This window comes from Streptomyces mirabilis (genome assembly GCF_018310535.1).
In the GTDB taxonomy this organism is placed as follows: domain Bacteria; phylum Actinomycetota; class Actinomycetes; order Streptomycetales; family Streptomycetaceae; genus Streptomyces.
The window spans coordinates 4,103,865-4,117,929 of record NZ_CP074102.1; the positions used below are offsets into that span (position 1 = coordinate 4,103,865).

Below are 14,065 nucleotides of genomic sequence, written 5' to 3' on the forward strand. Positions count from 1 at the left end.
AGAGTTCACCCCAGGCAGGGCCAAGGGTGGCGTGTGACACTGACTTTGTGCCCGAAAGCGGAAAAATTACCGTATTTCTCCTCGACGATCACGAGGTGGTACGACGCGGTGTCCATGAGTTGCTTTCGGGGGAGGACGGCATCGAGGTCGTCGGCGAGGCCGGTACGGCGGCCGACGCGCTGGTGCGGATCCCGGCCACGGCCCCGGACGTCGCGATCCTGGACGTACGGCTCCCGGACGGCAGCGGAGTGGAGGTCTGCCGCGAGATCCGGTCGCAGAACGACGACATCAAGTGCCTGATGCTGACCTCATTCGCCGACGACGAGGCGCTTTTCGACGCGATCATGGCGGGCGCGTCGGGCTATGTGCTGAAGGCGATCCGCGGCGCTGAACTGCTCTCGGCCGTACGCGATGTCGCGGCCGGCAAGTCGCTGCTCGACCCCGTGGCCACCGCCCAGGTCCTGAAGCGGCTGCGGCACGGCGGCGGCGGTGCCAAGAACGACGACAAGCTCGGGCACCTCACCGAGCAGGAGCGCAAGATCCTCGACCTGATCGGCGAGGGGCTCACCAACCGCTCCATCGGCGAGCGGCTGCATCTCGCCGAAAAGACGATCAAGAATTACGTGTCGAGCCTGTTGTCCAAACTGGGCATGGAACGGCGCTCCCAGGCCGCCGCCTATGTGGCGCGCATCCAGGCGGAGAAGCAGCACCACTGAGTGCGGCGCCAATGAACACGGGGCGCTCGGTGCGACTGAACTCGGGTCACCGGGTGCGGCGCCGCCCATACCGCCCTACTTGTCTTTCGGGACCTTTGGCCCCTCTTAAGGGGGCGGGTGCCTCTTTTTCGGGGCGTTCGGAGTGCCGGAAATTGGGGACATGCCCATCGACGAAGAGCTCGCCGTGGAACTCCTCCGCCGTACCGACCATGGCCGGTTGGCCGCCAGCATGCGTGCCATGCCCTTCCTCGCCCTCGCCCGCCACGTCGTGGTGGACGGCCGCGTCCTGTTGCGCCTGCACCGGGGCTGCGGGTACCACCGGGCCTGCCTCGGGAGCGTCGTCGCCTACGGCACCGACAACCTGGCTTCGGCAGGGCCCGGCGAGAGCGTGTGGTCCGTGCAGATCGTGGGCCGGTGCGAGGCCGTGGAGCCGACCGAGGCCCACCGCGAGCTGTTCGGGCCCGCGCCGCGGTTCATGGACGGCGAGCCCTTCGACCCGGTCCATCTGAGCATCGAGCCCCAGTTCTCCACCGTCCATTCCTCGGACGATGCCACGGAACGCCAGTTCCGGAGCACCCTGTGACTGACCCGTGATCAAAGACGACTGTCTGTGACAAACCCGAGGTCAGAGGCCCGGCTCGTGCCCTAGCATCTGGCGCGTGCCGCGCCTATCTGCACCACCCCCGGTGTCTCACGCGCCCCCTCTGGGAGCCCTCCTCCGCCAGTACGCCGCCGGGTCCGCGCTGACCTGCGACCCCGTCGAACAGGGGCTGCTCAACCGCGGATACCGGCTCCGCACCACCCGCGGCCGCTACTTCCTCAAGCACCATTTCGACCCCGAGACCGCCGACCCCGTCGCGATCGCCCGCCAGCACCGGGCGACCCAGCGTCTCGCGGACCTCGGCGTCCCCGTCGCCCCGCCGCTGACCGGCACCGACGGGCGCACCGTCGCCGTCATCGGGGGCCACGCGTACGCGCTGCACCCCTGGATCGACGGCCGGCACCGGCACGGTGGCCAGCTCACCACGGAGCAGTGCGCGCGGCTGGGGACGCTCCTGGGCGTCGTCCACGCGAGCCTGGAGCGGGTGATGCCGACGGAGGGCCGCGCCCCGGCGAGACCGACCGGCGTCACGGGGGCGACGGAAGGATCGGCGGGCGCGGGAGGCTCAGCGAGGGCCGGAGCGGGAGGCTCAGCGGCGGCGGAAGGGGTGGATCCGGCCCGGGGAGCCGACCCCGCAGACACCTTCGCGCTCATCGACCGCCTGCTCGCCCAGGTGCGCCGCCACCGCCCGTACGACGCCTTCGACGAGCTGGCCCGGCACCGGCTCCTGGAGCGGCGCGCCCTCCTGGAGCGCCATGCCGACCGACGGCCCCCGCAGGGCGGCTCGGTGGGCTGGGTGCACGGCGACTTCCACCCCTTCAACCTGCTCTACCGCGACGGTGAACCGGCCGCGATCGTCGACTGGGACCGTCTGGGCGTCCATCCCCGCGCCGAGGAGGCCGTACGCGCCGCGGTGATCTTCTTCGTACGTCCCGTCGGCGCCCTGGACCTGGCGAAGGTGCGGGCCTACGCGCGCGCGTACCGGCGTACCGCGGGCGCCGGCCCCCCCGAGCTGGCGGCCGCCGTGCACCGGGTGTGGTGGGAGCGCCTCAACGACTTCTGGATGCTGCGCTGGCACTACGAGCGCGGTGACACCCGCGCCGATCCGCAGTTCCCGGCGGCCTCGGCGCTGGCGGTGTGGTGGACGCGGGAGTACGACGCGGTGTGCGAGGCGTTCGCGGGCTGATCGCCGACACCGGTCGGGGGAGACACAGCGGCCGGGGCGCGAACACCGCGACCAGGGGGAGGGAAACACCACGCGCGCGTGGCGCCCGTTTCGGGCTTCACGCGCGCGTGGAGGGCGATTCCGTCGGTGTCCCTCAAGGGTTCTGCGAGCTGCCCTGGCTGTCGCCGCCGCCGATGACGCCGTCCGTCGGATCGGCCGGCGTCGTCGGATCTTGGCTCTCGGTCGCCGGGTCCGAAGGCGTCGTGTCCGTCGGCGTCGTGTCCGTGGCCGTGTCCGACGGCTGGTTCGAGGGCTGGCTGCTGTAGCTCGGGGACGGCGTGTAGGACGGCGTGTAGTCCGAACCGCCCCCCGAGCTGGTGTTGTCGTCGGTGGAATCGTCCGTCGCGGTGTCCGTGGGGCTGTCGCTGGGACTCGCGCTGGTCTCGTTGTCCTTGGCGGACGGCGTGGTGGTCGGCGAGTGGGTCGTACCGCTCCCGCCGCCACCGGTGCCACCGGTGTTGTGGAGCGCGAGCGCGACGCCCGCCGCGATCGCGATCACCGCGAGGACCGCGAGGATCCACAGCTTGCCGCGGCCGCTGCCGTGGTTGCCGTGCCCCTCGAAGCCGCCGTCGTCGCCGCCGCTGCCGTACGGCGGGATGATCGGCGCCGGGATCTGCGTGGTGCCTGACTCACCGGGATGCGGCAGTGCGGTCGTACCCGCGAAGCCGGACGCCGGGGTGTGGAACCCCTCGTGCATGGCGACCGGGCCGGTGTTCCAGGTGCCGGTGTGCCCACCCTGGTCGTACAGCATCTGCAGCCCGTACTGGACAAGGCCGCGCATCTCCTCGGCGGTCTGGAACCGGTCGTCCGGCTCCTTCGCGAGGGAGCGCATGACCAGCCCGTCGAGCTCCGGCGGCGCCCCCTGCGCGACCTCGGAGGGGGGTACCGGGATGTCCTGGACGTGCTGGTAGACCACCGACAGCGGCGTCTCGCCGGTGAACGGGGGCCGCAGCGCGAGCAGTTCGTACAGCAGACAGCCGGTCGCGTACAGGTCGGAGCGGTGGTCGACGGCTTTGCCGAGAGCCTGCTCCGGGGAGAGGTACTGCGGCGTGCCCATGACCATGCCGGTCTGGGTCATCGTCGACTGCGCGCCGTGCAGGGCGCGCGCGATGCCGAAGTCCATCACCTTCACCGCACCGGTGTTCGTGATGATCACGTTCGCCGGCTTGATGTCGCGGTGCACGATGCCGTGCTGGTGCGAGTAGGCGAGCGCCTCCAGGACACCGGACACGATGATCAGCGCCTGCTCGGGCCCGGGGGCCTCGGCGTTGATCAGCAGGTCGCGGATCGTGCGGCCCTCGACGAGCTCCATCACGATGTACGGCACGGTCGCGTGGCCGACGACGTCCTCGCCCGAGTCGTACACGGCGACGACTGCGTGGTGGTTGAGTCCGGCCACCGACTGCGCCTCACGCGTGAAGCGGGCCTTGGACACCGGGTCCTCGGCCAGGTCGGAGCGGAGCAGCTTGACCGCGACGGTGCGCCCGAGGCGCACGTCCTCGGCCGCAAACACCTCCGCCATGCCGCCCCGGCCTAGTCTGTGGGTCAGCCGGTATCGGCCGTCCCCCACAAGTCCGCCATTACCCCACATCTCCGGCGCATCTGACATACCGCCGCCAGTCGCCTCGGGGTCGGACGGGCCCTGAGCGCGCTGCTGCTGTGCCATCAGTCCTCGCCGTCGTTTCTGCCCGCGGTCTGCGCGGTGGTTGTTACGGTCTCCGTCGGGCCACGCTACAGGCTTCGCGCAAGGCTCCGGCCCGAGATGGAAGTGAGATGGACCGGCCATGAAACCTGTCCAGGGTGTCGGCGTGCAAATTCTGTGTACCGCTCGTACGGCACCTGTAACGCTTCCGCGACGCTTCTTTCGCAGACGGTCACGGAACGGGCACCGCGCTTGACGTGTCAGTGCCCTACGGCAGACTTGGCCGGGAATCAGCCAATCGATCAACGAAAAACAGATCGATCACAGCACGGACTCAGACGGACTCAGTACGGATCACAGCGCAGTTCACCGCGCAGATCTCCGCGCTGATCACCGCACGACCGCGCGGAGCGCGCGCAGGACAGCTCGCAGCACAGGCAGAACAATCCGCGCCAATGGGGGACGCAGAACATGAGCCAGGACGGCGCACAGGGCCGGTACGCGGGACGCGCGGTCGCCGGCGGCCGCTACCAGCTGCGTGATCTGCTCGGCGAGGGCGGCATGGCCTCGGTGCACCTCGCCTACGACTCGGTGCTCGACCGCCAGGTCGCGATCAAGACACTGCACACCGAGCTCGGCCGCGAGCAGGCCTTCCGCGAGCGCTTCCGCCGCGAGGCCCAGGCAGTGGCGAAACTCACGCACACGAACATCGTCTCGGTCTTCGACACCGGCGAGGACGAACTGGGCGGCATGACGACGCCGTACATCGTCATGGAGTACGTCGAGGGCCGCCCGCTCGGCTCCGTGCTCGACCAGGACATCGCGCAGTACGGCGCCATGCCCGCCGACAAGGCCCTGAAGATCACCGCGGACGTGCTGGCGGCCCTGGAGATCAGCCACGAGATGAGCCTGGTCCACCGGGACATCAAGCCGGGCAACGTGATGATGACGAAGCGCAACGTCGTCAAGGTGATGGACTTCGGCATCGCCCGCGCCATACAGTCCGGCGTCACCTCGATGACGCAGACCGGCATGGTCGTCGGCACCCCTCAGTACCTCTCCCCGGAGCAGGCGCTCGGCCGGGGCGTGGACGCCCGGTCCGACCTCTACTCCGTCGGCATCATGCTGTTCCAACTGGTCACCGGGCGGCTGCCGTTCGAGGCCGACTCACCGCTGGCCATCGCGTACGCGCATGTCCAGGAGGAGCCGGTCACGCCCTCCTCGATCAACCGCTCGCTGCCCCCGGCGGTGGACGCGCTGATCGCCCGTGCGCTGAAGAAGAACCCGAACGAGCGCTTCCCGAGCGCCGAGGCCATGCGCGACGAGTGTCTGCGGGTGTCCCAGTCCCTGCAGGCCGCCGCGCCGAGCATCGTGCCGGGGGCCAGGACGTCGAGCGGCGCGGGCGTCGGCTCGGCCGTCTTCCCGCCCGTGGACCAGGCGATGCCGGCCCCGGGTCCCGTGCAGACGCCGTACCAGCCCAACCCCTACGGCGCCCCTACCCCGCCGCCCGCGCCGTCCCAGGCGTACGGGTATCCGCAGCAGGGGGGCTACCCGACGCCGGGGGTCCCGGCGTACGCCCCCCAGCAGGGCATGTCGACCCCGCCGCCGTACCACCTCACGCCCCAGCCCCAGACCTCCGTCCCGGGCGGTTCCGGTGGCCGCAAGGGCAACAGGGCGGTCGTCGTCGGCTCGATCGTGGTCGCGCTCGTCGCGATCGGCGGTCTGATCACCGCCCTCGCGCTGAACAACAACGGCGGCGGCGACAACCAGGGAGGCGGCGGCAGCAGCCCCTCGCCGTCCGTGGTGGCGGGGCACAAGGGTCCGGACACGTCGAAGACGATCGACAAGGAGAAGTGCACGTCTCCGCAGGAGTCGTACGACGACCCGAACAAGATCCAGATTCCGGACTTCCAGTACAAGAACCTGACGTCCGTGAAGTCCTGCTTCCAGGCCGCGGGCTGGCAGATGAAGATCAAGAAGGTCGACGAGAACACCTACGGCCAGGACACGATCATGGATCAGTTCCCGTCCGCGGGCGTGGACGTCGATCCCAAGAACATGCCGGAGATCGAGCTGAGCGTCTCTTCGGGCAATCCGTCCTGAACCGCCGCGCATAAGATCCCATAACGCTCATAAGCGCCTATGGCGCGTATGAGTGCCTATAAGACGAGCCCGGCACTTCACGTGCCGGGCCCGTTTCGTGAGAAGGGGTCGCCCAGGGCTACAGGTACGGTCCGCCGGAGCGGCCGCCCGCGCGCGGGTCCTCGTCGCCGTCCAGGCCGCCGACACCCGGCGGGAGCGCGCGGCGCATCTGCTCCAGCTGGGCCCTGGCCGCCATCTGCTGGGCGAACAGAGTCGTCTGGATCCCGTGGAAGAGGCCCTCGAGCCAGCCCACCAGCTGGGCCTGCGCGATGCGCAGCTCGGCGTCGCTGGGGGTCGCGTCGTGCGTGAAGGGCAGTGAGAGCCGCTCCAGCTCCTCGACCAGCTCGGGCGCCAGGCCGTCCTCCAGCTCCTTCACGGAGCTGGCGTGGATCTCCTTGAGCCGGACCCGGCTCGCCTCGTCCAGAGGCGCGGCGCGCACCTCTTCGAGAAGTTGCTTGATCATGCTCCCGATACGCATGACCTTGGCGGGCTGTTCGACCATCTCTGTCACCGGGACCTCGCGGGAGTCCTCGTCTCCGGTGCCGCCGAGAGCCATCCCGTCCTGGCCCACGACCAGGATCTGGGGGTTCTCCGGCGACCTTTCGTTCCTCGGCATCTCCATGCCGCCATTCTCTCGCACACCTCCACCCCATCACGGTGGTGCCCCCCATGCAGCGTGATCCACCGTCCAGGTGACCGCCGAGATGCCGGGAAGGGTAGGTCATGTGAGGCTTGCCCCATTGATCATGGGACTCCTCACCGGGAGGGGGTCACCCACGTGACTCCACGTCTCACCGCGCTCCGTGTGCCCGGACTGCTGCTCGTCCTGACGACCGGCGCGGTATCCCCTTCGTATGCCGTCTCACGCGCCGTCCCGTACGCGGTGTCGTACGCCGCCGATCCCGCTCCGAGCGCCGGCGTATCCCGCGCGGGGAGCAGCGCGGGCGAGGGTCGTACGCGCCCGGGGCGCGAGGATCCCTCGGCGCCGGACGAGGACGGGAGCGGGAGTCGCGAGGACACCGTGCCGACGTACACGGACCGCGACCCCGCCGGGGAGAACGCCGCGTCGGACCGCCCGGAGGCGACCGGTGCACCCGAGCCGTCGCGGCCCGCGGCCGTGCCCGTCCAGCACAACGAGGTCGGCCCGGCGACCGCCCCCGAACCGGTCCTCAAGATCCTGCCCCTCGGCGGCGGGCTGATCCTCATCGGCCTCGGCCTGGGCCTCGCCTTCCTCGCCCTGCGCCTGCGACGCGGCTGAGCGGATCCCCCGGGCACCCGGACCGGGTCGCCGGGGCTTCGGTGTCGCAGCCGTTGCCGGGGGACGGCTCCTCCTCGTCTCCTTCTAGCCCTTTCCTGGTCCTTGCCTAGTCCTTGCCGGGGACGACGAGGAGGACCTTGCCGATGTGGCCGCTCTCCTCCAGGACCTGGTGCGCCGCCGCCGCCTCGCTCATCGGCAGCTCGCGGTCGACGACCGGCCGTACATGGCCGGAGGCGATCAGCGGCCACACGTGCTCGCGCACGGCGGCGACGATCGCCGCCTTCTCGCCGAGCGGGCGGGCGCGCAGCGAGGTGGCGCTGATCGCGGCACGCTTCGTGAGGAGCGCGCCGATGTTCAGCTCCCCCTTGGCGCCGCCCTGCAGACCGATGATCGCGAGCCGTCCGTTGACCGCGAGGGCCCGCACGTTCCGGTCGAGGTACTTGGCGCCCATGTTGTCGAGGATGACGTCGACGCCCGAGCCGTCCGTGGCCCGCTCGATCTCCTCGACGAAGTCCTGCTCGCGGTAGTTGATGAGGATGTCCGCGCCGAGTTCGGCGCAGAAGTCGAGCTTCTCCTTGGTACCGGCCGTGACGGCGACCTTCGCACCGACGGCCTTCGCCAGCTGGATCGCCATGGTGCCGATGCCGCTGGAGCCGCCGTGCACGAGCAGGGTCTCGCCCGGGCGCAGGTGGGAGACCATGAAGACGTTGGACCAGACCGTGCAGGTCACCTCGGGCAGCGCGGCCGCCTGCCTGAGGTCCAGGCCCTCGAGAACGGGCAGCAGTTGTCCGGCCGGGACGGCGACCTTCTCGCCATATCCGCCGCCCGCGAGCAGCGCGCAGACCTCGTCGCCGACGGCCCATCCGGAGACTCCGGGGCCGATCTCGACGATCCGGCCCGAGCATTCGAGTCCGGGGTACGCGGAGGCGCCGGGCGGCGGGTTGTAGAAGCCCTGCCGTTGCATCAGATCGGCGCGGTTGACGGCGCTGGCCACTACTTCGACGAGAACTTCCCCGTGACCGGGAACGGGGTCCGGCACATCCGTCCACGTGAGCACTTCGGGGCCGCCGGGCTGGGTGATCGTCACTGCCTTCATGAAACTGACGCTACCCCTGTCACACGGTGAGAAGCCCGCGGGCACCGTCCGCCGCGCGCTGCCACGGCGCTCGACCCGGCGGGCGACGACGAGGGTGGTCGCGTGATCCCGGCACGCTGGGTGGGTGTCCGCGGAAGTCCGAGGATTCAGCCCAGAGGATTCAGTCCTGGGGCAGTGGTCGGCTGTGCGGTGCCACCTGGGTGCCGCGCGTGACCCGCACGATGGTGATGAGCCGGTCCGTCAACTGGAGCTTCCCGATGGCCGGATCGTCGTAGCCGAGCACGCGATGCCCCCGTACGACACTGACCACCAGGTCGTCCGTCTCGCGTACGCCCTTGCCCACCTCGGCCTTCACGACCGGCCGTTCCACGATGTCGAGCCCGCTGCCCTGCTGGATGAGGTCTTCCATGACCATGCCGGCGCTGGGGCTGAGCACGGAGAGCCCGAGGAGCCGTCCGGCCGCGCTGGCACTGGTGATGACGGCGTCGGCGCCGGACTGCTTGAGCAGCGGCGCGTTCTCCTCCTCACGCACCGCGGCGACGATCTTCGCCTGCCGGTTGAGCTGGCGTGCGGTCAGCGTGACCAGCACGGCCGTGTCGTCGCGCTGGGTCGCGATGATGATCTGCCGCGCCTTGTGGAGCTCGGCCCGCATCAGCACGTCACTGCGGGTCGCGTCCCCGACGACCCCGGCATACCCCTCGGCCGTCGCCGCGTCGACCGCCTTGGCGCTGGGGTCGACGACCACGACCTCCTCCTTCTTCAGCCCGGTCGCACAAACGGTCCGCACCGCCGACCGCCCCTTGGTCCCGAACCCGACAACGACGGTGTGGTCGCGCAAAGTCGCCCTCCATCAGTTTCCCGAAAGCACCTTATGAGCATGGACAACGACCTTGTGCAACCGGCCCGGGAGGACATCTTCAGCCCCGAGACGAAGCTTCAGTACCAGCGGACAGACCCGGCAACGCCCAGACCGGCTTCGGCCGCGTGCTGAAGCACCCCAAGAGGCGACGACCCACACACCGGTGGAGCTCATTGCTCCGCCCCCTGCCCTCAACCGTCGACCGTATCCGGTCTGCGCCACGCGATCCCCTCGGGCGGCGCGCCCTCAGCCGCCGCACCGCCGAACCGCCCTGTGAGGCTTTGGCTAATCTTCATCGAACAGAACCTCACCCGGCATACGCCCGAAGCCACCCAGAAGAGGGACGTGCCGGGTTCTGTGGTTCAACACCGGTGCAGCATCGTCCGAGACCATGGTCACCACGCCGGCCGGCTGGATCACCGTCGCAGGGGGCAAGCGATGAACGACGAGAAGCAACCACCCTCCAAGACCGGGAGGTTCTCGATTCTCCGGTCTCTCTGGTACCGGTCACGGGCCGAGGCTCTGGACGATGCCGAGGCCGGACGTTCGATCACCATGCCCATCGAGAGCGGCGTGCCGCCTCTCCAGCAGGTTCTACGGCGCTTGGCCATGGCCCTGTTGGTGCTGGCCGTCACTACGTTTCTCGTCTGGTTCGACCGTGACGGCTACAGCGACAACTCAGACGGCAGCGTCGACTTCCTCGATGCCGCGTACTACGCGACCGTCACCCTCTCGACCACCGGATACGGCGACATCACCCCGGTCAGCGACGCTGCCCGGCTCACCAACATCCTGGTAATCACCCCGCTGCGCGTCCTCTTTCTGATCATCCTGGTCGGGACCACGCTCGAAGTGCTCACCGAGCGCACCCGCCAACAGGTGCGGGTGCATCGTTGGCGCTCTCGCATGCGGGAGCACGTGGTCGTCGTCGGCTACGGGACCAAAGGCCGGCACGCCATCGAGACGCTTCTGGGGCAGGGCATCCCCAAGGACAAGATCGTTGTTGTCGACCCGCAGCGGAAGATCGTGGAGGCCGCCGGCACCGATGGGCTGGTTTCGGTACTCGGAGATGCCACCCGCTCCGACACCCTTCGAAAGGCCGAGTTGCAGAGTGCCGCCCAGGTGATCGTTGCCCCTGAGCGCGACGACACCGCGGCATTGGTCACCCTTACCGCGCGCCAGCTCAACAAGCGCGCGACCATCGTCGCCGCGGTGCGGGAAGACGAGAACGTACCGCTGTTGAGGCAGAGCGGCGCCGATACGGTCGTTACCAGCTCCAGCTCCGCAGGACGTCTCCTCGGTGTGTCCATGGCCAGCCCTCATGCCGCAGACGCTTTGGAGGATCTGATGACCTCCGGAAGTGGACTGGATCTCGCGGAGCGACCGGTGGCCAAGGATGAGGTTGGTCGATCGCCTCGGGAGTGCACGGATCTGATCGTGGCCGTCGTACGCGGGAACGCAGTCATCGACTACACCGAGCCGCAGGCCGCGACCCTCCAGGCCGGAGACCGTGTGATCTCTATCAGGCAGTCAGTATCCATCAGCTGATCAGGACCAAAGTTCTGGGAGACCAAGATCTGATGACGTTTTCCAGCCGGACCGGACGCCTGGCATGCGTCGCCGTGCTCTCCGCCACCACGGTTGCAGGGTGCACGAGCAGCCACACCACCGCGTCCGGACAGGGCAAGTCGAGCGCACCCGCTCACACCAGCACCCCCACTCCAACGACGGCGGAGACCACGCATCCGGCCACTGTCCCCGCAGACACGGTTTCCAAAGCGCCGAATCTCGCTCAGGACGACATCAAGACCGTGGCGTCCGCCGCCTCCGTCACAGGCAGCGCCGCATATCCCCTCAAGGGCGGAGTCCTGGCGGGCAAAACCCTTGCTACCGCAGTGGACTGTGAAGGCAAGGGGACCCTGACGGTGACCCTGAAGCCGACAGGATTCAGCTTCCCGCTGCAATGCGAGGACGGGAAAGTCAGTCCCACCTTCAACGAGATCGCACTGCCCGAGGGACACAAGAGCGCATATCTCCAGTTCACCGTCTCTTCGATGGCCATCAAGTGGTCATTCGCGGCAGGCTGGGACCCGCACCCTCCAAAACACGAGGATGCCGACGGCTCGGCGTGAAAGTTTCACGTGAAACACTCCCCGGTCCGGCTCACCGTCCGGTTCATGCCCCACTCGTCTCAGGCATTCCCCATACCGGCCAAGGCCCAGGGCAGATCGAGGAGTTCCAGCTCCTGACCCGGACGGGCGCCGCCGGGCGGTACGACCGCGAGGGCGTCGGACACCGCGATGCCCCGCAGCATGGCCGGACCGTTGTAGTGCAGCGGCATGGCCCGGTCGGCACGCACCACGACAGGGATGAGCCGGGTGTCGTACGGGTGCCCGTGGACCGCGTCCCCGAGGGGCAGCGTGTACGGCTCCGGCGCCACCCGGCCTGCCAGGATGCGCAGGAGGGGCTCGGCGAGCGTCAGCAGGCCGGAGACGGCCGCCAGGGGATTGCCGGGCAGGCCGACGAGGTGCTGGTTCTCCTTGGTGCGGGCCAGGACCATGGGGTGACCCGGGCGGACCTTGACACCGTCCACGAGGAGGTGGGCGCCGATCCGGCTCAGGGTGGGGTGGACGTGGTCGACGGGGCCCGAGGCGGTGCCCCCGGTCGTGACGATCAGGTCGGCGTCGGAGTGGGTGATCGCCTTGTGCAGGGCTTTGGCGTCGTCGCCCAGCCTGCGTACCGCGAGGACCTCGGCACCGAGCGCGCGCAGCCAGGGCGGCAGCATCGGGCCGAGCGCGTCCCGGATCAGGCCCTCCTGGGGGAGCCCCTCGGTGAGCAATTCGTCACCCAGGACGAGGACTTCGGCGCGGGGGCGGGGGACCGCGGTGAGCATGTCGTATCCGGCGGCCGCGGCGAGGCCCAGCACGGCGGGGGTGACCAGGGCGCCGGCCGGCAGGAGCTGGTCGCCGCTGCGGCACTCCTGGCCACGGGGCCGGATGTCCTGCCCGTGCGCGGCCTCCCGGGTGGCGTGCAGCCGGCCCTTGTCGTCGAGGCGCCCGTGCTCGCTGCGCAGCACGGCGGTGGCGTCCTGCGGGATGCGCGCGCCGGTGGCGATCCGCACCGCCTCGCCGTCGATGAGCGGCTCCGGCTTCGCGTGGCCCGCCAGTACCCGCTCCTCGCGGAGGTCCCAGGGGCCGGGTCCGGCGACCGCATAGCCGTCCATCGCGGAGGTGTCGAAGGAGGGGAGGTCGGTGAGCGCGGCGAGCGGGGCGGCGAGGACCAGGCCCAGGGCCGCGTCCAGGGACACGGAGACAGGGGCGCGCCGCGGGACGGAACGGGCGGCCCGCTCGGCGGTCGTACGGGCCTGGGGCCAGGGGGTGGCCTTGTGCCCGTCGCCCTTGCCCTTGGCGCCGGCGGGGGCGTGGGTGCGGTTCTCGCCCTCCGATGTGGGCGCGGGGACCGCGCCGTGGCCGTGCCGGGGGTCGGACGCGCTTCGGGGGTCCTTGACCAAGGCCAGGGCCTCCTCCACGTCGAGGTCGTCGGCGTCCTGACCGGGTGGCCTGGCGCGGGGCGCGTTCATCCGGCGTCGGGGGTCGGCTTGGCGCCTGAGGTCGGCTTGGCGTCGGGGGTGTCCTCGGCGGCCCAGCGGAGCGCGAGCGCGGCGGCCTTGCGGGATGCCTCCGCGACGGCCTCGGGGCCTCCCCCGGCCTGTGCGGCGGCGTACCCCACGAGGAACGTGGTCAGCGGCGCCGCGGGCCGGGCCACACCGTGCGCGGCGTCGCGGGCCACGTCGAGCAGGAGGCCGGTGTCGACGTCCAGGTCGATGCCCAGCTCGTCCTTGACTGCGGAAATCCATTCATCCAACACGTTCCCATGCTCCCTGATGCGGGCCCGGGCCGCGGCGATGTCGTCCCAGGTGTCGCAGTCGAAGGACGCGACGGGGTCGGAGATGCGGGTGAGGTCGAGCGCGGCGGTGAGCCGCCGCAGCGGCAGCCCGGTGACTCCACCGTGGGCGGCGGTGAGCGCGGCCAGCTCCCGGCGCAGGGCGTCCGCGCGGTAGGCGGCCACGAGCGGCTGGTCGCGGCCGTCGGGGTCGGTGAGCAGCACGCCGTCGGGTTGCGCCGGGCCCTTGGGGGCGTCGCCCGTCCGCAGGGCGTCCAGCAGGCGCCCTACCGTCGCCCGGTCCAGGAACGGCAGGTCGGCGGAGAGCACCACGACGTGTTCCGCCGAGGTGTGCCGCAGGCCGGCGTGGAGCGCTGCGAGCGGTCCCCCTCCGGGCGGGTCCTCGCGCGCCCACTCCACGGGCCGCGCGGTCTCTCTGGGCTGGGCGACGACCACCGTGGTGGTGGCGGTGGCGCAGGCGGCGAGCACCCGGTCGAGGAGGGGGCGCCCGCCCACGCGCAGACCGGGCTTGTCCGCGCCGCCGAGCCGGCGGGCGGCGCCGCCCGCGAGGACGACGGCGTCGTACGGGGCGGCGGGGCCGGGGGTCCCCGGTGGCTCGGACGCGGTCATCCCCCGAGTATGCG

General features: G+C 70.3%; 12 protein-coding genes and 1 pseudogene. 7 read left to right on the top strand and 6 right to left on the bottom strand.

The window, feature by feature from the left end; all coding sequences use genetic code 11:
* The first annotated feature begins 47 nt into the window (after window positions 1-47).
* From SMIR_RS18085 to SMIR_RS18095, 3 genes are all read left to right on the top strand, one after another.
* Window positions 48-716 carry a response regulator gene (locus SMIR_RS18085; protein WP_168493683.1) on the top strand — a complete coding sequence of 223 codons (669 nt, stop codon included), beginning with the start codon at window positions 48-50 and terminating at the stop codon, window positions 714-716.
* A 160-nt stretch (window positions 717-876) separates the two neighbouring features.
* Complete coding sequence (locus SMIR_RS18090; RefSeq protein WP_168493682.1) at window positions 877-1,299, top strand: pyridoxamine 5'-phosphate oxidase family protein; 423 nt, start codon at window positions 877-879, stop codon at window positions 1,297-1,299.
* A gap of 103 nt (window positions 1,300-1,402) precedes the next feature.
* Complete coding sequence (locus SMIR_RS18095; protein ID WP_211118758.1) at window positions 1,403-2,503, top strand: phosphotransferase; 1,101 nt, start codon at window positions 1,403-1,405, stop codon at window positions 2,501-2,503.
* Between the two features lie 133 nt (window positions 2,504-2,636).
* On the opposite strand, the gene SMIR_RS18100 is transcribed toward SMIR_RS18095, so the two are convergent.
* Window positions 2,637-4,208, bottom strand: coding sequence for a protein kinase domain-containing protein (locus tag SMIR_RS18100; protein WP_168493679.1), 1,572 nt, complete (start codon window positions 4,206-4,208; stop codon window positions 2,637-2,639).
* Window positions 4,209-4,655: 447 nt separating this feature from the next.
* Here SMIR_RS18100 and SMIR_RS18105 point away from each other — a divergent pair, with 447 nt between their 5' ends.
* Window positions 4,656-6,287 (top strand): protein kinase domain-containing protein, encoded by a 1,632-nt coding sequence (locus tag SMIR_RS18105; protein ID WP_168493677.1) that lies wholly within the window; start codon window positions 4,656-4,658, stop codon window positions 6,285-6,287.
* A 118-nt stretch (window positions 6,288-6,405) separates the two neighbouring features.
* On the opposite strand, the gene SMIR_RS18110 is transcribed toward SMIR_RS18105, so the two are convergent.
* Window positions 6,406-6,948: a bacterial proteasome activator family protein gene (locus SMIR_RS18110; RefSeq protein ID WP_054234194.1), complete on the bottom strand. Its 543-nt coding sequence runs from the start codon at window positions 6,946-6,948 to the stop codon at window positions 6,406-6,408.
* 156 nt (window positions 6,949-7,104) lie between these two features.
* Here SMIR_RS18110 and SMIR_RS18115 point away from each other — a divergent pair, with 156 nt between their 5' ends.
* Entirely contained in the window at window positions 7,105-7,584 is a 480-nt protein-coding gene (locus SMIR_RS18115; RefSeq protein ID WP_168493675.1) for a hypothetical protein, read from the top strand.
* Between the two features lie 106 nt (window positions 7,585-7,690).
* On the opposite strand, the gene SMIR_RS18120 is transcribed toward SMIR_RS18115, so the two are convergent.
* Complete coding sequence (locus SMIR_RS18120) at window positions 7,691-8,680, bottom strand: NAD(P)H-quinone oxidoreductase (protein WP_168493673.1); 990 nt, start codon at window positions 8,678-8,680, stop codon at window positions 7,691-7,693.
* Between the two features lie 160 nt (window positions 8,681-8,840).
* Window positions 8,841-9,530, bottom strand: a pseudogene (locus tag SMIR_RS18125) (potassium channel family protein); the annotation flags it as partial.
* A 447-nt stretch (window positions 9,531-9,977) separates the two neighbouring features.
* On the opposite strand from SMIR_RS18125, the gene SMIR_RS18130 reads away from it, so the two are divergent.
* Both SMIR_RS18130 and SMIR_RS18135 read left to right on the top strand, forming a co-directional pair.
* Window positions 9,978-11,087, top strand: a complete 1,110-nt coding sequence (locus SMIR_RS18130) for a potassium channel family protein (protein ID WP_168493671.1) — start codon at window positions 9,978-9,980, stop codon at window positions 11,085-11,087.
* Window positions 11,088-11,119: 32 nt separating this feature from the next.
* Window positions 11,120-11,671, top strand: coding sequence for a hypothetical protein (locus tag SMIR_RS18135; protein WP_168493669.1), 552 nt, complete (start codon window positions 11,120-11,122; stop codon window positions 11,669-11,671).
* A 59-nt stretch (window positions 11,672-11,730) separates the two neighbouring features.
* On the opposite strand, the gene SMIR_RS18140 is transcribed toward SMIR_RS18135, so the two are convergent.
* The gene (locus SMIR_RS18140; RefSeq protein ID WP_168493668.1) at window positions 11,731-13,119 is read right to left on the bottom strand and encodes a molybdopterin molybdotransferase MoeA; all 1,389 of its coding nucleotides are present in this window, start codon (window positions 13,117-13,119) and stop codon (window positions 11,731-11,733) included.
* Window positions 13,116-14,051 (bottom strand): NTP transferase domain-containing protein, encoded by a 936-nt coding sequence (mobA, locus tag SMIR_RS18145; protein WP_168493665.1) that lies wholly within the window; start codon window positions 14,049-14,051, stop codon window positions 13,116-13,118. Before mobA ends, SMIR_RS18140 begins: the two co-directional genes overlap by 4 nt.
* Window positions 14,052-14,065 lie beyond the last annotated feature (14 nt).